Consider the following 18,397-nt stretch of genomic DNA (forward strand, 5'->3'; position numbering starts at 1 on the left):
AGCAGCACCATGCTGACCGGTCTGAATCACCTCACCCTGTCCGTGCGCGACCTGGCGCGCAGCGTCGCCTTTTACCGCGACATGCTGGGCCTGCGCCTGCATGCGCGCTGGGAAAGGGGGGCGTATCTGTCGGCAGGGGACTTGTGGCTGTGCCTGTCGCTGGACGGGCAAGACGCGGCTGCGCTGGCCAGCCCCGCCTACACGCATTACGCGTTTTCCATTTCCCAGCAAGACTTTCCTGTCTTTGCCGCCCGCCTGCGCGCCGCCGGCGTGCCCGAATGGCAGCAAAACCGCAGCGCTGGCGATTCCCTGTATTTTCTCGATCCGGACGGCCACCAGCTGGAAGCCCATGCGGGCAGTCTTGCGCAGCGGCTGGCCGCCTGCCGCGCAGCGCCGTATCAAGGCATGGTGTTCGAGGATTGAAGCTGGGCACATCGCATATTCAATAAATTCGTTAAATTCATTATTCCTCAGAAAGACAAGCACCGTGATTGTGAAAAAACACTGTCATGCATCGATACACCCCTGATAACCTTGCTTTTAAGACTTAATCAAGCTGACAAGATTCCATTCATCAATAGGTAAATTTGCCACATTTTATTGCATAAATAAAAATATTGATTGAAAATAGTTAACACTTATTTGGCAAATTCACTAGAATTGATGACGCATCAGGAAATTCCCAATGATGCATGATCAGTTTTGAGGGCAAACCCGTCGAAAGGCGGGGACGCAAAGCCACCGGCCTACCGCGCGCAAGCGCCATGGCAGCGGGGCTGCCAATGCAGGGCCGGGACCGCCAGCGCGCGGCGCCAGCCTGGATGCATTGTCGAGATGTGGCCCTCGCCCAACTCGGAGAATTTCGCCATGAAAAAATGCATTCCCCCGCATCCCCGTCACGGGCGCCTGCTGCTCGGTGCTTCTGCCGCCCTCCTGCTGGCCGCGTGCGGCCCCGGCCAGGAGACCTCGACGCCACCTGCCGCCATCGCCACGGCGGCGACACAGTTCACTGTCGAGGTTCCCGTCATCCCCGCCGCCGTCGGCGCGCTGGTGGTGCAACCGATGTTCCATGCGGCCCCGGCCCTGCTCGATGCGCCTGACGGGCGCGACAGCGCCAACAGCAGCGGCTCGGCCCACTGGCGGCCGCACTTGCAAAACGTGCCCGGCGCCATGAGGGAAATGACCACGCGCCGCCTGACGGCGCAAAAAATCGCCGTCGCGGAACAGGCCGTGCAAGACATCGCGCCATTGCTCGATGGCGGCGGCGCGAGCGACATCGCCGCGCCGATGGCCGGCAGCAGCGTGGTGGCGACCTATTCTCCCGCGCAAATCCGTGCCGCCTATGACCTGCCCGCCCTGCCGGCGGCGGGGACGGCACTGACGCCAGCCCAGGCGGCACAGCTGGGCGCGGGGCAGACGATCTACATCGTCGATGCCATGCACAACCCGAACGCGGCGGCCGAACTGGCCATCTTCAACCAGAAATTCGGTTTGCCAGGCTGCACCACCAAGGCCATCGCCACGAATGCCACCCTGCCGCTGCCGCCCGCCCCGGCCAGCGGCTGTGAATTTTCCGTTGTCTACAACACGCCATCGAGCAGCATGACGGCCACGGCGCCCGCCTATAACTCGGGCTGGGCCATGGAAATCGCGCTCGACGTGCAGTGGGCGCATGCCACGGCGCCGCTGGCGCGCATCGTGCTGATCGAGGCGCCCGACGCGTCCATCAACAGCCTGCTGGGCGCCGTGCGCCTGGCCAACCTGATGGGACCTGGCGTCGTGTCGATGAGCTTTGGCGCTGCCGAAGGCAACTGGACGGCTTCCGTCGACAGCGCCTTCACGGGCAAGAACATGAGCTACCTGGCCGCCACCGGCGACTCGGGCAGCGGCGTGTCCTGGCCTTCCGTATCGTCCAACGTGCTGGCCGTGGGCGGCACCACGCTCAGCTACAGCGGCAGCGGCGTGCGCAGCGAAACCGCCTGGTCCGGCACGGGTGGCGGCATCAGCGCCTATACGGCATTGCCCAGCTACCAGACAGCCAGCGTGCCCGGCCTGGCCAACTTGCTGCGCCGCAACGTGGCCGACGTGGCCTTCAATGCCGATCCCGCCACGGGCCAGTACACGGCCGTGATGACACCGGGCAGCAGCACCGCCAGCTGGCTCAGCATCGGCGGCACCAGCCTGTCCACGCCGCAATGGGCCGGCCTGATCGCCATCGCCAACGCCAGCCGCGCGCTGCAGGCGAAGACGGCGCTCGGCCTGGCGCACAGCATGCTGTACGGCCAGATCGCCAGCGTGCCCGGCACCTTCGCCAGCAGCTTTGCCGACATCACGCGCGGCAGCAACGGTACCTGCGGCGTGTGCACGGCCAGGGTCGGCTACGACCCGCTGGGCGGCCTGGGCACGCCCAACGTGAAAAGCCTGCTGACCAGCCTGTCTGGCACGCAGATCGCACCGACCGCCCCCGTGGTGGCGCCAGCCAGCATCAGCGGCGCAGCCGGCAAGCCGCTGTCGTTCACCGTCTCGGCCAGCGCCGCCAATCCCCTCAGCTACACCATGCTGGGCGCGCCGGCCGGCATGAACATCGCCGCCACGGGCGTGGTCAGCTGGGCCGCCCCCATTGCGGGCACGTATGCCGTGACCATGGTGGTCAGGGATAGCGTCAGCGGCCTCAGCGGCCAGGGCGTGTACGCCATCGTCATTACCCCCGTTGCGCCGCCCGTCGTCGGCACCGGCGCCATCACGGGCAAGGTTGGCACGGCGCTGGCGTTCAATGTCAGCGTCTCCGCCCCCAATCCCGTCAGCTACACGCTCGCCGGCGCACCGGCCGGCATGAGCATCAGCAGCGCCGGGCTGGTGAGCTGGGCCGCGCCCGTGGCCGGCACCTATGCCGTCACCGTCACGGCCAAGGACAGCAAGACTGGCCTGAGCGGCAAAGGCATCTATACGGTGGCCATCGCCGCCCCGCTGCCACCCGTGGTGACAGTCGCCAGCGTCAGCGGCAAGCCGGGCGTGGCCCTGTCGTTCACGGCCACGACGGTGGCGCCCAACCCCGTCAGCTACAGCCTGTCGGGAGCGCCGTCCGGCATGAGCATCAATGCCGCCGGCGTCGTCAGCTGGGCCAGTCCCGTGCTGGGCAGCTACAGCGTGACTGTCATCGCCAAAGACAGCAAGACGGGCTTGACGGGTCAGGCCCTGGCGACGGTAAAAATCGCCGCCACCGGCCCCACGATCAGCGCCGCCGCCATGACGGGCGTGGCGGGCAAGGCCATGAGCGGCAGCATCGTGCTGACGGCGCCGGGCGCGAACGCGCTGTGGATCTCGATCACCGGCGCGCCGCTGGGCATGCAGTTTTCCATGAGCGGCATGACCATAACGGCCCGCTGGCCCCTGCCGGTGACGGGCAGCTACACGCTGAAGGTCGTGGCGCTGGACAATAACGGCTTGACGGCGCAACTGAGCGTGCCGATCACCGTCACGGCAAGATAAACGAACGCGGCCCGCCAACGGGGCGCTCCGGGACTTCCGTCCTGGCGCGCCCCGTTTTGCATGGCTATGTCACCGTCAAATGTGGGAATGCGCCCAGCGTTGCTTTCAATAACGTTTCCGGTGAGCGGATACGCCTGGCGTCGAGTATCCAGCGCCATCCCAGGTAGTTCGGCAGGTAGCGCGTCGCCACGCCATGAAACGGACCCAGCCATTGCCGCAAACGGCTGTGATAGGCATTGACGTTCTGCACATGGGCGGCGCCCTGCACGCGGATGCCGGCGCGCAAGTTGACGGCCTGGTGGCTGATGCCCGCTTCCCTCGCAAAGGCCCGGTAGGCGGCATGGCCATCGGTCACCAGCAGCACGTCCTTATCGATAACGGGTAACAAGCAATGATGCAGCTGCGCTTTCGTCAACGCCCCTTTTCCCGTGACAAAATCGAGCGTCTGCCCCGTGCGGTCGCGTGCCACCAGGATGCAGACCTGTTCATTGGAAATGCCGCGCTTGTGGGCATGGCCGCCCCGGCGGCGCGCCGGACGCGTCATGTTTCTGGATCCCTTTTCCGATTCCAGCAGATATAACTCGTCGGCTTCGGCAATGCCGTGCAGACCATGCGGTCTGTCCGTCTTTGCCAACGACAAAAACCGGTGGCGCCAGCGGAACGTAGTGTTACGGTGTATGCCCAGCTGTAACGCCGCCTTGCGCACGGAATCAGATGCCAGAAGGCAATCGGCGTAGTCGAGCCACAGCGCCTTGTGGCGCAAGCGGGCCAGCGGCGTGCCAGTCAAGGCATTGAAGGTGCGGCCGCAGGACATGCAGCGGTAGCGCTGCAAACCGTGCGCATGGCCATGCCGGTGCAATTGGTCTGAATGGCAAGCGGGACAGGCCAATCGCGGTTGGGCCACACTTTCTAGCAGCGCGACGGTCGCGTCTTGTGGAGAGCTGCCACGCAACAGGGCAATGCCTGCCTGCCGCTGGCGTTGGCTCAGCTGAGCAAACTGCGCAATCAAGGTGATCCATTCGGCTGGCCGCATGATCTGATCCTGCAGGGTGGGTATGCAGAGTCAGACAGCACGGTCACAGGAAGATTCCGGCATTTCCCCTACTTACCGATGACAGAGCCTTTTGCATGCGCGCGGCCGTTGCAACGAATCCTGAAAAGGAGTATAAATAGTCCTTAAACAGAGTTTTATCGAAGGACATATCATGAATCTCGCTTACGCCTACCCCAAAAGCCGCTTCGAGCCGGCCGTGCTCGTCGACCTGAACGCCAAAGCCGAGCGCGAGCGATTGTCGCAGGCGGCCCTGAAGGGGTTTTTCAAGCTGGCCGCCGCCTGGAAACTGCGCGACGACGATGCGCGCGAATTGCTGGGCGGCCTGTCCAGCAGCGCCTGGTACGAGTGGAAGAAGCACCCGGACCGCGTGCTGGAAGTGGACCGCATCACGCGCATTTCCTATTTGCTGGGCATTTATAAAGCCTTGCACATCCTGTATGGCGACAAGCTGGCCGACGAATGGGTCAGTTTGCCCAACAAGAACCCCATCTTCGGCGGCCGCACGCCCCTGTCGCAGATGCTGGCCGGCGGCTTGCTGGCCATGCAGACGGTGCGCAAGCTGCTCGACGCGCGCCGCGGAGGGCTGTGATCGTGCCTGCCGTCCCGAATGAACACCTGCCGCCGCTGGCCGCCTTGCGCCAGATCGACACGTGCCGCCTGATTCCCTCGCGCTTCGCCGACATGGAAGATTCCGTGCTGGCGCCCCTGGCCGAGGACGACGCGCACCTGCGCGAGCTGTTCGAACTCGATAACGCGACGAATGCGCGCCTGGTGGCCGAGTATGGCGGCGCGCCAGAAATTGGCGTGGACGAGCTGGTTTTTGGCGTGCCGCACTTTCGCATCATCAACGCCGCCTACACGTATGCCCGCCCGGAAGGGGCGCGTTTCAACGATGGCGAACGGGGCGCCTGGTACTGCGCCTTCGACATGAAAACGGCGCTGGCCGAGATCATTTTCCATAAAACCGTGGAATACCAGGAAATCGGCTATTTCGACGACAGCGTCAATTACCAGTCGCTGCTGGCCGATTTTTCCGCCAGTTTCCACGACTTGCGCGGCCAGGAGCGCTACCAGGCTTGCCTGGACCCGGCCAGCTACATCGCCTCGCAAGACCTGGCCGCCATCCTGCTCGAAGCCGGCTCCATGGGCATCATCTTCCCCAGCACCCGGCTGGCGGGCGGCACCAACCTGGCCTGCTTCCGCCCTGCCCTCGTGGGCAATGTTCGCAAAGGCGCCGCCTATCGGTTAACATGGCGGGGTACGCCGACGCCGCACGTGGAAGCCCTGTAAGCCTACGCAAGCGCGCAACGGCACCCGATTCACCGCAACCTGATCTCGTATGCAAACCAATCCCGAAAAAGACACCGAACTGCGCCTCAAAGTCAACAGCGAAACGGCCCGCCTGGCCTGGAGCGAGCTGGAAAAGCACTTCGCCCAGGGCAACGTCGTCTGGGTCGCCAATACGCTGGACCTGGTCGAAGTGGCTGTGCGCATCTCGCACGACGACAAGGCCAGCATCGCGCAATGGATGGCCGATGGCCAGCTGGCAAAGGTGTCGGACCAGCAGGCGCTGGACTGGCAAGCCGCCGACGCGTCCCTGTGGGCCGCCGTCGTCAGCCCGTTCATTCTGGTGCAGCAGGAAAAACCCACCAGGCACTGACTCTACAGACCGTGCGGCAGCGACAGGCTGCCCGGCGTCGCCGTCATGCTATCTACCGCACACTTGGATCACGCCGTTGTTGAACGGACTGGTGATCCAGACAACGTTTTTGTAGAGTCAGCTACCGCATGGTGGCATCGCTGATGCGACGCGCGAACGCCGAAACGCTGGCCACGCCGCTCTTGCCGAAATAATGTTTAGGCTTCATCGAGTCCCCACGCCAGTTCCGGGCGCAGCCGGGATTGCCACTGGGGGCGGGCACTTCGACTTTTTGCAGCGCGCCATCATCGGCACAGGCCACGCCGGAGAGCAGCAATAAACAAGGGGGCGATACCTGAAGTTGCTGCGTATAAGAGCTGCTCTACACCACGTGAGGGAGCGCGCAGTGTAGAGGATTTGACAAGCCAAAGCCAGCTTGCTTATTTCAACCTGTATATTCCCGCCTGCGGCGGACGGTGTGCGCAAAGGCGATGTCTATCGGTTAACATGGCAGCCATTCACTAATAGCCAACTAACTTCGCATGCAAAACAAGCCCGATACCCCTACTCTACGACTGCGCACGCTCATCACTGCGGACGCCCTGGAACGCATGGCGCCCGAACTGGAAGCGGCCTTTCACGCCAGGCTGCTGGCGAACCGGGTGCGCGGCGGCGTCGAGCAGCGATTGCAGGCCAGCGAACGGCAGATGCAGCAGGCGTTCGCGCGTGCGCCCCGGATCCACGCCGTGATGGTGTGGAGCAGCGTGATCGGCCTGGTGACGGCACTGGCTTTTGCCATGCGCGGCGGCCTGCTGGTGCACGGCGTTCGGCTGGACCTCGTTTGCCTGGTTTTTTTCGGCCTGATTTTTGCGTTGCTGGTGCTGGTGCCGCGCGTGATCAGCTGGCAGCAGCGGCCGTGGGAATGGCTTTGGCGCACCTTGGCGCGGCGCCTAACCACCCAACAGCTGAAAAGCGCGCGCACACTGGCGCCGTTCGAGGCGCAGTATGATATCGACGATACCGACGCCGACCGCAGGACGGTTACCTATACGCGCATCACCAAGGCCGCCGCCACCGTACGCTGGACCCACACGGTGGCAGGTCCCGGCATTTTCGGCGACGGCTACAGCCTGTTTTTTGAACCCTCCCCGTCCATGCATTGCGTGCTGCTGCTGCATGCACGCGATGCGCGGTTCGAAGAGATGTTTGCTCAGTGCCCGCCACCCAGGTAGGCCGCAATCACCTTGGGATCGTTTTTCAGGCTTTCCGCCGGACCGTGCACGGAAATGCTGCCGTTTTCCAGCACATAGCCGTAATCGGCCACGTTCAGGGCGGCGGCGGCGAATTGCTCGACCAGCAGCATGGTCACGCCTTCGGCCTTCAATCGCGTGATGATGCGGAAGACTTCTTCCACCAGGATAGGCGCCAGGCCCATCGACGGTTCGTCCAGCAGGATCACTTCCGGGTTCAGCATCACGGCGCGGGCCATGGCCAGCATTTGCTGCTCGCCGCCCGAGAGCGTTCCGGCCAGCTGGTCGCGCCGCTCCTTCAGGCGGGGGAACAGCTCCAGGGCCTTGTCCAGGTCGCCCTTGATGTCGCCTTTCGGGCGCGCCCGGGTAAAGCGGGGGAAGGCGCCCAGCAGCAGGTTGTCCGTCACCGACATCGAGGCGAACACCCTCCGGCCTTCCGGCGAATGGGCCAGGCCGGCGCGGGCGATGCGGTGCGAATCGAGGCCCGTGACATCCTTGCCACCCAGGGTGACGGTGCCGGATTTGGGTTTCAGCATGCCGGAAATGGCGCGCATGGTGGTGGTCTTGCCGGCCCCGTTCGAGCCGATCAGGGTCACCAGCTTGCCCTTCGGGACGTCGAGCGAAATGCCGTGCAAGACTTCGACTTTGCCGTAGGCGGCGTGCAGATTGCTAATGGTCAGCATGGTTTTCCTCTCAGTGCGCCGCTGGCGCCAGGGTTTCGGCGCTGCCGCCCAGGTAGGCTTCGATCACTTTCGGGTCGCTCTGGACAAGCGCGGGTGCGCCTTCGGCGATCTTCTGGCCGAAGTCCAGCACCGTCACCACGTCCGACAGGGCCATCACCACATCCATGTGGTGCTCGATCAGGATGATGGTGATGCCATGTTCGCGGATCTTGCGGATGATGGCCATCAGCTCCTTGATGTCGGGCGCCGTCAGGCCTGCGGCCGGTTCATCGAGCAGCAGCAGGCGCGGGTTGAGGCCCAGCGCGCGGCCGATTTCCAGCAGCCGCTGCTTGCCATACGGCAGATTGCGCGCCTCTTCGTTGGCCAGGTCCGCCAGGCCGACGAATTCGAGGATGCTGGCGGCCCGCTCGCGCGCGGCAGCCTCTTCGCGCTTGTAGCGGGGCGTGTGCAGCATCACGTCCAGCACATTCGACTTGAAGGTGTTGTGCAAGCCCACCAGCACGTTTTCCGTTGCCGTCATCTCGCCGAACAGCTGCACGTTCTGGAAGGTGCGCGCCACGCCGCCCAGCGCGATCTCGGACGGCGTGCGGCCGGAAATCACGGCGCCGGCAAATTCCACCTTGCCCGCCGTCGGCTTGTAGATCCCCGTCAGCACGTTCATCATCGTGCTCTTGCCCGAGCCGTTCGGCCCGATCAAGCCGTGCACGGAGCCTTGGGTGACGTTCAAGTCCACCTGGTTCAGCGCTTTCAGGCCGCCGAACTGCATCAGGGCCTGCTCCACGCGCAGCAGGGTCGCGCCCTGCTGCCCGCCCTGGGCGTGGTCGAATGGCGCCACGCCGTGCGAAGCGACGGCTTCCACATGGCGCCGGCCCTTGCCGATAAAGCTCATCAAAAAGCCGACGATGCCGTCCTGCAGGTAGTACACGACAAATAAGGTCATCAGGCCGAAGATGGTCAGACGCCAGTCGACCATGTTTTCCAGCTTGTACGAATACGCGGCCAGGCCGATGGTGGCCACCAGGGGCACGAGCACGCCGCGCACGGTGGAGCGTTTCTTCGCCAGCATGAAGGCGGAGCCGATCACGCCCAGCACGGCGGCAGCCACGGCGATCTTGCGGAACAATTCGATGTCCGACAAGAGGCTGGGCAGCATGACGACGATCATGGCACCGATCAGCGCGCCCGAACGCGTCTTGCGTCCGCCCATGATGACGGCCAGCAGGAACAGGATGGTCAGCTCGAAGTTGTAGGTATTGGGCGAGATGTATTCTTCCGAATACGCATACAGACTGCCGGCCAGGCCCGCGAAACCGGCGCTGATGACGAAGGCGTAGACTTTATAGCGGTACACGGACACGCCCATGCAGTCCGAGGCGATGGGGCTGTCGCGCAAGGCTTCGAACGCGCGGCCCAGGTTCGATTTCAGGATGCGGTGCACCACCACCAGCGAGATCACCAGCAGCGCGGCGACCATGTAGTAGTACTCCACTTCCGTCAGTTTGTGGCCGAACAGCACGGGCTTGTGGATCTTGATGCCCATCGGCCCCTCCGTCAGGAAGCTCATTTCATTGATCAGGATTTGCACGATGGTGCCGAAGGCCAGGGTCACCATGGCCAGGTAGGGCCCCGTCACGCGCAGGGCCGGCAAGGCCAGGATGGCGCCAAACACGGCCGCGCCCAGGATACTGGCGGGGATGGCCAGCCAGAACGGCGCGCCCAGCTTGAACACCAGCACGCCCGTGGCGTACGAGCCGATGCCGAACAGGCCCGCATGGCCCAGCGACACCTGTCCCGTGTAGCCGACGACGATATCGAGGCCGAACAGCAGGATGGCGTAGATCAGGATGGTCTCGGCCAGGTGAATATAGTATGGATTCGGGATGACGATGGGGAACAGCGCGAGCACGGCCAGGCCCGCCGCGCTCAATGCCAGCATGGTGATTTTCTTGTTCATGTCGTCCTCAGACTTTCTTGATCGCGGCTTTGCCGAACAGGCCGGACGGCTTGACGGCCAGCACCAGCAGCAGCAGCAGCAGGCCTGGCACTTCCTTGTAGCCGGTGGAGATGTAGTAGCCGGTGGTGGTCTCGGCGATGCCCAGGATCAGGCCGCCGACGATGGCGCCCACGCCCGACGTCAGGCCGCCGATGATGGCCACGGCAAACGCTTTCAAGCCCAGCGAGGCGCCCATGGTAGCCCCCGTCAGTGTCAGCGGCGCCACCAGCACGCCGGCAAAGGCGGCCGTGGCCGACGACAGCGCGTAGGAAAACGTGATGACCATGCCCGTGTTGATGCCCATCAAACCGGCCGCGTCGCGGTCGTTGGCTGTCGCCACGACGGCCTTGCCGTAGATCGATTTGCGGTTGAACACTTCGACGGCCAGCATGATGGCCAGCGCGCCGACGATGACGGCCACCTGCATCTGCTGCACATTGGCGCCGAACACCTGGAACGGCGCGGCCGACAGCGGCGACGGGAACATCAGGTCATCCTTGCCCCAGATGTTTTCCGCCACGTTCTTGAAAATGATGGCCAGCGCGATGGTCGACATGATCCAGCCGAATTCGGACTTGATCTTGATGGCGGGCCGCACGCCTATCCATTCGACGAACACGCCCTGCAAGGCGCCGAAGACGATGACGATGGGGATCATCAGCAGATAGCTCATGTACGGGCCGCCGTGGATGGTGCCCACCAGGGAAAGGCCCACGAGCGCGCCCAGCATCAGGGATTCGCCCTGGCCGAAATTGAGGGTGCCGGAAGTGGCAAAGGTCAGCTGGTAGCCGAAAGCGATGACGGCATAGATCATGCCCAGCGCGACGCCGCTGAAGACGAGCTGCAGGAAGATTTCCATGGTATTCCCCGGAAGACGAAAGATGAAAAAATGGCCAGTCCTGATTCCTCAAGGCTGGCCACTGCGCGGCGACTGTCTGCCAGGCTTATTTCGCGAGGACGACTTTGCCGTCCTTGACTTCACCGAAGACTGTCAGGTCAGCCGTGATCGCCTCATGGTTGGTTTTGCTGAATGGCTTGTTGTAGGTGGTGACGGCGCCTTCCACCTTCTCGTTCAGGTTTTCCAGCGCGGCGCGCACTTTCGGACCATCCGTGCCGCCAGCCTGCGTGATGGCCGCGGCCAGCAGGTAGATGGAATCGTAGCCTTGCGCGGCCGAGACGGCCGATGGCATGCGTCCGCCCGATGGTTTGTAGGCGGCCACGTAGGCGTCGATGAAGGCCTTGCGCTTCGGCGTGCTGGCATCCTGGATGAAGGTTTGCGGCATGCGCGTGCCATTGCCGTTCTTGCCCGCGTTGTCGATGAAGTTGCCCATGGCCAGGGTCCAGCTGCCGATCAGCGGCACTTTCCAGCCCAGTTTTTCCATGCCGTTGGCGATCTGCGCCAGTTCCGGGCCGATGCCGTAGGTCAGCACGACTTCCGCCCCCGCCTGCTTGGCTTTCAGCAGCTGGGCCGTCATGTCGACGTCCTTGATGTTGTATTTTTCCACGACGACGGGCTTGATGCCCTTCTTGTCGAGCGCCTTTTCCAGGTCTTCACGGCCCAGCTGGCCATAGTTGGTGGAGTCGGCCAGGATCGCCACTTTCTTGAACTTGCGGTTCTCGATCGCCTCATGCACGATCATGCCGGACTGGATGGTGTCATTGGCCGCATTGCGGAAAATGTAGTTTTCCGGCTGGTCGGCGAATTGCTTGGTGACGATGGAACCCGTCGCCACATTGTTCATGACGGGAATTTTCGCTTCCTGGTAGAAACGCTGCGACGCCAGGGCCACGCCCGTGTTGATGTAGCCGACAGTGGCGGCGACCTTTTCCTTGTTGATCAGCTCCTGGGCGATCTGCACGCCGCGTTCATTCTTCGCTTCGTCGTCGCGCTCGATGAGCAGCAGGGAACGGCCCAGCACGCCACCCTTGGCATTGATTTCTGCCACGGCCAGCTTGACGCCGTCGCGCATCGACACGCCCATCGGCGCGGAACCGCCCGTAAACGGTCCGGACACGCCAATCTTGATGGGGTCGGCTGCGACCGCCGCCTGAGAGAAACCCAAAACCAAACTTGCCACGAGCAATTTCTGTTTCAAATTCATTGTCATCTCCTCTGATACAACGTTTTTAATGCCACTTATTTTTATAGTCGTACGCTGGATAACCGCCCCATCGATAAATCATTGTAGGTGAGTAAACATGCACCAGCAACAACTACATATGACGCGTCGCAACATGCAGAAAAGACACAATTGCTGGCCCGATGTCAGTCTTTTGTAAGGAAAATATGTCGCAAATTGACACAGCTGCTGCACATGGACACAGTGCAGGTGTCTGATCTATGTCAAAAGTATGGCGATGCAATGCTGATATGGTCACAGAACCAGGGTCAACCGGCCATGGCGGCAACCCCATCCTTACCATGGAGACCCTATGCGCCAGCCCATGACAACCATCTGCGCCTGCCTGCTGATCGGCGGCATGAGTAGCGCCTGCAAGAACTTCACGCCGGTCGACAAGTTCGCGGGACAGACGGTGGCGATAACGGAAGTATTCAAACCCATGCTGACGCACTCCATGAACAGTTGCACCAATAATGTACGGCGCAACAGCATCATCACCGACCGCCCCTACCTTGCGCAGGAAACGGAACAGGACCTGGTCCGGCGCTGCCAGGCCTACGCGACGCAATTGGCCGGTACAGCCGAACTGAACGATGTATTGAAACGCTACGCGGAAGTCCTTGCCGCGCTGGCCAACGACAAGCTGGCGAACTACAAGGATGAGATCGGCGCCCTTGGCGGTTCGCTGGACGCACTGCAACAGTCCCATGGCATGACGCAGGTGCTCGACGCCGGCCAACTGGACAAAGTCACGCGCCTGAGCACGATGATCAGCCAGATCGTCACGCAGCAACGACAGCAGTCGGGGATCAACGAACTGCTGGCGCGCGAAGAAGATATTTATATCATCAGCAATGCGCTGAAAAAATATGCGCAGCAAAACTACCAGGCCAATCTGCACGACGAGGGCCTGACGCTAGCCTCCCTGAATCGCTCGCTCGACAATGCCGCCGCCAGGGAACCCGTTGCCAGCAACTATCTGAAGGCCAAGCTCGACCTGGACGGGCGGCAACTGCAAGAGCGCGGCAAGGTCATCGACGCCTATATTGCCGCCATGACCGAATTGCAGAACAGTCTCAGCACCTTGCGCGCCAAGTCCATGAAAGACCCGGCATTGGAGCGTCAACTGGACATATTTGCCAAGCAAGTCGATACCCTGCAAAAGCAGGCCGCAAATTATTCACCATCCCCCTGGTAGGAGTCTGACATGGGCAACGCTATCGCACTCGATGAAAAACAAACCACGGAAATCGCCGACAAGCTGGCACAGGCTTCGAACCAGGTACTGGAGCTGCGCATCGCGCTGACAGACCGCACGCCGCCAACACCGGCAGCCGTGCTGCATGATCTCAAGCAATATGAAAGCCACCTGGACCAGATGGTGTCCTTTTTCCGCGCCCATGGCATCTACCTGATCAACAAGGGCGCGCAGCAGGCATTGGCCAATGTGAACACGGCCATCGAACAAGGCAGGAAAACAGTGGCAGACATCGAGCACACGCACGCGGCCGTCAAGGCAGCGGCAGGCCTGTTGGACCTGGCTGCCGCCCTGCTGTCGCGCAACCCGCTGGCCATTGCCGAGGCGGCGAACAGCCTGCGGACCTGACCAGGAGGGCAATCACGGCTCTTCAGCCCTGTGCCCCATCGCGTGCGTGGCCATCTTCAGGTACAGGAAGGACTGCTCCTCGTTGTGCGCATAACCCATCCGACCTTCGGCCAGGGCCACGGATTTCTGCTGCAGCGCTTCCGGGTAGTTCTGGTCGCAGGCAGCGTCGAGCCAGTAGCGTGCCCTGGCTTCGTCGCTATCGAGCAGCATGTTCGCGACGATGAACATGGCCGGCGCCACGCCGCGTTGCGCGGCCAGTTCCAGCCAGCGCAGCGCGGCGGCGCCATCCTGCGGGCCGCCCATGCCGTTCTTGAACATCAAGCCCAGGTAATACGCGGCGGGCCCGCCACCCTGCCCCGCCGCCTGCTCGAACAGGACGCGCGCCTGCGGCTGGCTCGCCTCACCGGCGCGCATCAGCACCTTGGCCTGGGCCGTGACATCGGGCGCCGCCACAACGGGCGACGCCAGGGCAGCGGCCAGCAGCAAGTTTGCCAGCATCATTTCGACAAATCGAGCTGGTACAGGGCAAAGCCCTTGCCCGCGCCATCATCAAGCTTCAGCTGCGTGACGTTGTCGATGCCGGCCGCCTTGGCCAGATCGATCACGTTCGGCGCGGAATGGAACACCACGAGGCCTTTCGTCGCGGCCTTCGCGAAGCGCCAGCTGCGCGCCGAGCCATTTTTCGCGCGCGTCAGGTTTTTTTCCTTGGTCACGTAAGCGATCAGGAGTTCGCGGTTGTTGTCGGGCGAGGCCACCACCGTCTTGCTGCCATCGAGGCCGGGGAAATTGCCGCCGCCGCTGGCGCGGTAGTTATTTGTCGCGATCAAGAATTCCTGGCTGGCGTCCACCGGCTTGCCCTTGTACGTCAGCCCCTGGATGCGCTGGCCGGGCTTTTGCGTGACGTCGATCTGGTAGCGCACGTCGGCGCTGGTGATCGCATCGAAGTTGTAGCTCGGATGGGCCGTGTTGACCAGTTCCTGCGCTTCCAGCTTGTGCGGGTCGATGGTATTGAAACGCTGCGCCGACTGTTCCAGCCAGGCTTTCAGTTCCGCGCCATTCATCTTCACGCCGTACAGCGCGTTCGGATACAAATACAGATCGGCCGCGTTATTGAGCGCCACATTGCCCGCCTTGACGTCCGTGTAGTCGGACACGCCGGCCGAGCCGCTCTTGAACGGCGACGACATCGACAGCACGGGCAAGTGCGCGTACTGCGGCAGGTTTGCCTTCACATACGCGGCCAGGTAGGCCGACTGCGCCTGGTTCACCACTTCGATGGCGCTGACATCGCCCACATCGGCGAAATACGTCGACATGCGGAAGTCGGTGGCGCCGACCGGCGTCTGCACATAGGCGATCGTCGCCGCGTGTTCCTCGGCCACCAGTTTGGCGATGGCCGCATCGGGCTGCACGTAACTCTTGTCCGCGTTCTGGATGCCGCGCGCTTCCACCGTGGTGGCGCTCTTGTCGACGACCCACCGCTTGCCGTCATGGCGCAGGGAGAGGCCGATCACACCCAGGTGCTTGCCCCACAAGTTGGCCATCACGGTCGGCACGCCATTGACCAGGCCACGGGCCTTGTCGACGCCGGGCAGATTAAACTGCGGCACCGTGCTGGCCGCGTTCGGGAACAGCTGGTGCGAGTGGCCGATCAGCATGGCGTCCACGCCCGGCACTTGCGACAGGTAGTAATTGCCGTTTTCCATGGTCGGCGAATACGGGCTGTCATCGAGACCGCCGTGCGAAATGGCCACCACCAGTTCGGCGCCTTTGGCGCGCATCTCGGGGATGAATTTTTCCGCCGTCTCGCGCACGCCCTGCGTATAGACGCGGCCTTCGAGCCAGCGCTTGTCCCACGCCATGATGGTGGGCGGCGCAAAGCTGATGATGCCGACCTTCACGGTGGAGGTGATTGCCTTGCCATCGGGGCCGGTAGCCGTGATCTGCTTGGCTATGATGTGGTACGGCGCAAACAGGGGCTGGCCCGTCTTGACGCTGTAGACGTTGGCCAGCACTTGCGGGAACGCGGGGCCGGCGCAGCGCGGCTTGCTGGCGTCGACGCTGTCGACGTCAAACTGGTTGCCCGTCACCTGGCTCAGGAACGCCAGGCCGTAGTTGAATTCGTGGTTGCCGATGCCGCCGCCGTCCACTTTCAGCAAATTCATGGCCTTGTAGATGGCCAGGGTCTGGTCGCAGGCCAGCGGTTTTACCAATGCCTGGTAGTCGGCCAGCGCCGTGCCCTGGATGGTGTCGCCGTTGTCGAGCAAAAGGTTGTTCGGATACTGCGCGCGTGCCTGGGCGATCAGCGCCGCCGTGCGTTCCAGGCCGATCGACGGCTCCGCCTGCAGCTTGTAGTAATCATAACTGAGCACATTCGCGTGCAAGTCCGTCGTCTCCAGCAGGGCCAGGGTGGCGCTGCTGCCGGCCGGCGCGGCCGATGGCGCGCGGACGGGTCCCGTGGCGGCGGGCGGCAAGGCGCCGCAGCCGGCCAGCAGCAGCGGTAACAGGGCAAGACGGGGAAATTGAAGCATGATGTATTCCTGTGGAAAGACAATATCGCCAGCATCATACGCAGCACGGCAGCCCCTATCAAGGCAAAAATATTGTCGCAAATACAGCAAAATCGTCATTTTATTGCCCCGTGCGGCAGCAATTGCGCCGCGGCGGCAGCGGAAACGCGCCGCGCTCGCGTATAATTCAAGGTTTGATTTCACCATAGAAGACCAGAACATTATGGAAGCCGAACGCATCAATATCATCTCCGCCCTGCTCAACGACCTGACGGTCCGCGAAGCCGAACTTCGGAGGTATCTTTGACTTCACTGTCAAGTCGGAGAAACTAGAGCAAGTCAACGAAGAACTGGAAGACCCCACCGTCTGGAACGATCCCAAGCGCGCCCAGGACCTCGGTAAAGAGAAGAAGGCGCTGGAAGCCATCGTCTTCACCCTGGCCAAGGCCGATGCCGACCTGCGCGACACCCGCGACCTGTTCGACATGGCCCGCGAAGAAGGCGACGACGATACGCTCGAAGCGATCGAGCAGGACGTGCAGGAAATCCGCAAGGTCATCGAAAGCATGGAATTCCGCCGGATGTTCAACAATCCGATGGACCCGAACAACTGCTTCATCGACATCCAGGCCGGCGCCGGCGGTACGGAAGCCCAGGACTGGGCCTCGATGCTGCTGCGTCAGTACCTGCGCTATTGCGAACGCAAGGGCTTCAAGGTCGAAATCCTGGAACAGTCGGACGGCGAGGTCGCCGGCATCAAGACGGCCACCCTGAAGGTCGAGGGCGATCACGCCTACGGCTTCCTGCGCACGGAAACGGGCGTGCACCGCCTGGTGCGCAAGTCGCCATTCGACTCGGCCAACGGCCGCCATACCTCGTTTACGTCGCTGTTCGTGTATCCGGAAGTCGACGATTCGATCGAGATCGACGTCAACCCGGCCGATATCCGCGTCGATACCTACCGCGCGTCGGGCGCCGGTGGTCAGCACATCAACAAGACCGACTCCGCCGTCCGCATGACCCATGCGCCGACCGGTATCGTGGTGCAGTGCCAGAACGACCGTTCGCAGCACCGCAACCGCGCCGAAGCGATGGAAATGCTGAAAGCGAAACTGTACGAACATGAACTGCGCAAGCGCATGAGCGAACAGCAAAAGCTGGAAGACTCGAAAACGGACGTGGGCTGGGGTCACCAGATCCGCTCCTACGTGCTGGACCAGTCCCGCATCAAGGACTTGCGCACCGGTTTCGAGACGGGCAATACCAAGGGCGTGCTCGATGGCGACATCGACGAGTTCATTTCCGCCTCGCTCAAGCAAGGCGTATAAGGATGAACGCATCCGCTCCGGCATTGACGCAGCGCGCCTTCCTGTTCGACATGGATGGCACGATCGTCGACAACATGGCATTCCACACGACATCGTGGCTGGCGTTCTTTGAACGCCACGGCCATGCGCTGGACGCGGACGCCTTTTTCCGCGACACGGCAGGACGGCAAGGACATGAAATCATCGCCAAGTACCTGGGCGAGGATGCCGACCACGTCACCCTGCTGGCTGAAAAGGAAGTCGTCTACCGCGAACTGTATGGCCCGCACCTGGCGACAGTTGCCGGTTTCGACCTGCTGATCGCCAGCGCGCGCCAGGCTGGCGTGGGGCTGGTGGTGGGCACGGCCGCGCCGGACGAGAACATCGCGTTCACGCTCGACGGCCTGGACCTGCGCCACCGCTTCGATGCCATCGTCGGCGCAGCCGACGTGGAACGGGGCAAGCCACACCCGGACGTTTTCCTGAAAGGCGCGCTGCTGGCCGGCGCGCTGCCGCATGACTGCATCGTCTTTGAAGACGCGCCGCTGGGCGTGGAAGCGGCGCGCCGTGCCGGCATGCGCGTCGTGGTGCTCACCACCACCCTGCCTGCCGAAGCGTTTGCCGCCTTCGACAACGTCATTGCCATCGTGCCGGATTTCTCCGCACTCGACGTCGACGCACTGTTTGCCAGCGTGGCGCCAGCGCTGGCGCCACATCATCAATAATCACCAACGAAGAACACC

At 62.7% G+C, this 18,397-nt stretch carries 18 protein-coding genes and 1 riboswitch; of the genes, 11 read left to right on the forward strand and 7 right to left on the reverse strand.

Annotation, left to right across the window (positions count from 1 at the left end; all coding sequences use genetic code 11):
• Positions 1-9 precede the first annotated feature (9 nt).
• Both fos and AC3IQ7_RS18355 read left to right on the forward strand, forming a co-directional pair.
• On the forward strand, positions 10-423 hold the full coding sequence (gene fos, locus AC3IQ7_RS18350; protein WP_489206935.1) for a fosfomycin resistance glutathione transferase: 414 nt from the start codon (positions 10-12) through the stop codon (positions 421-423).
• Positions 424-697: 274 nt separating this feature from the next.
• Positions 698-784, forward strand: a riboswitch (cyclic di-GMP riboswitch).
• Between the two features lie 83 nt (positions 785-867).
• Complete coding sequence (locus tag AC3IQ7_RS18355; RefSeq protein ID WP_489206936.1) at positions 868-3,489, forward strand: S53 family peptidase; 2,622 nt, start codon at positions 868-870, stop codon at positions 3,487-3,489.
• A gap of 64 nt (positions 3,490-3,553) precedes the next feature.
• Here AC3IQ7_RS18355 and AC3IQ7_RS18360 read toward each other — a convergent pair whose 3' ends face one another.
• Positions 3,554-4,522, reverse strand: coding sequence for an IS1595 family transposase (locus AC3IQ7_RS18360; protein ID WP_489206937.1), 969 nt, complete (start codon positions 4,520-4,522; stop codon positions 3,554-3,556).
• 172 nt (positions 4,523-4,694) lie between these two features.
• Here AC3IQ7_RS18360 and AC3IQ7_RS18365 point away from each other — a divergent pair, with 172 nt between their 5' ends.
• The 4 genes from AC3IQ7_RS18365 (at position 4,695) to AC3IQ7_RS18380 (ending at position 7,414) form a co-directional block, all read left to right on the forward strand.
• On the forward strand, positions 4,695-5,132 hold the full coding sequence (locus AC3IQ7_RS18365) for an MbcA/ParS/Xre antitoxin family protein (protein ID WP_071076812.1): 438 nt from the start codon (positions 4,695-4,697) through the stop codon (positions 5,130-5,132).
• Positions 5,133-5,134: 2 nt separating this feature from the next.
• On the forward strand, positions 5,135-5,833 hold the full coding sequence (locus AC3IQ7_RS18370) for an RES family NAD+ phosphorylase (RefSeq protein WP_489206938.1): 699 nt from the start codon (positions 5,135-5,137) through the stop codon (positions 5,831-5,833).
• A gap of 49 nt (positions 5,834-5,882) precedes the next feature.
• Positions 5,883-6,203 carry a DUF2288 domain-containing protein gene (locus AC3IQ7_RS18375; RefSeq protein ID WP_489206939.1) on the forward strand — a complete coding sequence of 107 codons (321 nt, stop codon included), beginning with the start codon at positions 5,883-5,885 and terminating at the stop codon, positions 6,201-6,203.
• A 590-nt stretch (positions 6,204-6,793) separates the two neighbouring features.
• Positions 6,794-7,414, forward strand: a complete 621-nt coding sequence (locus AC3IQ7_RS18380; RefSeq protein ID WP_489206940.1) for a hypothetical protein — start codon at positions 6,794-6,796, stop codon at positions 7,412-7,414.
• Here AC3IQ7_RS18380 and AC3IQ7_RS18385 read toward each other — a convergent pair.
• From AC3IQ7_RS18385 to AC3IQ7_RS18400, 4 genes are all read right to left on the reverse strand, one after another.
• On the reverse strand, positions 7,393-8,115 hold the full coding sequence (locus AC3IQ7_RS18385) for an ABC transporter ATP-binding protein (RefSeq protein WP_035819577.1): 723 nt from the start codon (positions 8,113-8,115) through the stop codon (positions 7,393-7,395). The genes AC3IQ7_RS18380 and AC3IQ7_RS18385 overlap by 22 nt on opposite strands.
• Positions 8,116-8,125: 10 nt before the next feature.
• Positions 8,126-10,069 carry a branched-chain amino acid ABC transporter ATP-binding protein/permease gene (locus tag AC3IQ7_RS18390; RefSeq protein ID WP_322427922.1) on the reverse strand — a complete coding sequence of 648 codons (1,944 nt, stop codon included), beginning with the start codon at positions 10,067-10,069 and terminating at the stop codon, positions 8,126-8,128.
• A 7-nt stretch (positions 10,070-10,076) separates the two neighbouring features.
• The gene (locus tag AC3IQ7_RS18395; protein WP_099377468.1) at positions 10,077-10,967 is read right to left on the reverse strand and encodes a branched-chain amino acid ABC transporter permease; all 891 of its coding nucleotides are present in this window, start codon (positions 10,965-10,967) and stop codon (positions 10,077-10,079) included.
• 85 nt (positions 10,968-11,052) lie between these two features.
• On the reverse strand, positions 11,053-12,210 hold the full coding sequence (locus AC3IQ7_RS18400; protein ID WP_046682990.1) for an ABC transporter substrate-binding protein: 1,158 nt from the start codon (positions 12,208-12,210) through the stop codon (positions 11,053-11,055).
• A gap of 343 nt (positions 12,211-12,553) precedes the next feature.
• Here AC3IQ7_RS18400 and AC3IQ7_RS18405 point away from each other — a divergent pair, with 343 nt between their 5' ends.
• Positions 12,554-13,429: a hypothetical protein gene (locus tag AC3IQ7_RS18405; RefSeq protein WP_489206941.1), complete on the forward strand. Its 876-nt coding sequence runs from the start codon at positions 12,554-12,556 to the stop codon at positions 13,427-13,429.
• Between the two features lie 9 nt (positions 13,430-13,438).
• Entirely contained in the window at positions 13,439-13,837 is a 399-nt protein-coding gene (locus AC3IQ7_RS18410; RefSeq protein WP_099377471.1) for a hypothetical protein, read from the forward strand.
• A gap of 12 nt (positions 13,838-13,849) precedes the next feature.
• On the opposite strand, the gene AC3IQ7_RS18415 is transcribed toward AC3IQ7_RS18410, so the two are convergent.
• Together AC3IQ7_RS18415 and AC3IQ7_RS18420 are read right to left on the reverse strand one after the other, a co-directional pair.
• A complete protein-coding gene (locus AC3IQ7_RS18415) occupies positions 13,850-14,338 on the reverse strand; it encodes a tetratricopeptide repeat protein (RefSeq protein ID WP_489206942.1) in 489 nt (162 codons plus the stop codon).
• Entirely contained in the window at positions 14,335-16,368 is a 2,034-nt protein-coding gene (locus AC3IQ7_RS18420; RefSeq protein ID WP_489206943.1) for a bifunctional 2',3'-cyclic-nucleotide 2'-phosphodiesterase/3'-nucleotidase, read from the reverse strand. Before AC3IQ7_RS18420 ends, AC3IQ7_RS18415 begins: the two co-directional genes overlap by 4 nt.
• Between AC3IQ7_RS18420 and AC3IQ7_RS18425 the strand changes: the two genes are divergently transcribed.
• The 3 genes from AC3IQ7_RS18425 to AC3IQ7_RS18435 all read left to right on the forward strand — a co-directional run bounded on the left by AC3IQ7_RS18425 (position 16,367) and on the right by AC3IQ7_RS18435 (position 18,379).
• Entirely contained in the window at positions 16,367-16,654 is a 288-nt protein-coding gene (locus AC3IQ7_RS18425) for a hypothetical protein (protein ID WP_199534309.1), read from the forward strand. The genes AC3IQ7_RS18420 and AC3IQ7_RS18425 overlap by 2 nt on opposite strands.
• Positions 16,571-17,675, forward strand: a protein-coding gene (gene prfB, locus AC3IQ7_RS18430; protein WP_138829122.1) for a peptide chain release factor 2 whose coding sequence is annotated in 2 segments (ribosomal slippage) — positions 16,571-16,651 and positions 16,653-17,675 — 1,104 coding nt in all. Because the reading frame shifts where the segments join, the coding sequence is not laid out codon by codon here. The genes AC3IQ7_RS18425 and prfB overlap by 84 nt, the downstream gene beginning before the upstream one ends.
• Before the next feature lie 2 nt (positions 17,676-17,677).
• Positions 17,678-18,379, forward strand: a complete 702-nt coding sequence (locus AC3IQ7_RS18435; protein ID WP_489206944.1) for an HAD family hydrolase — start codon at positions 17,678-17,680, stop codon at positions 18,377-18,379.
• Positions 18,380-18,397: the final 18 nt, after the last annotated feature.

The sequence above is a fragment of the Janthinobacterium sp. GL_088 genome (assembly GCF_057837845.1).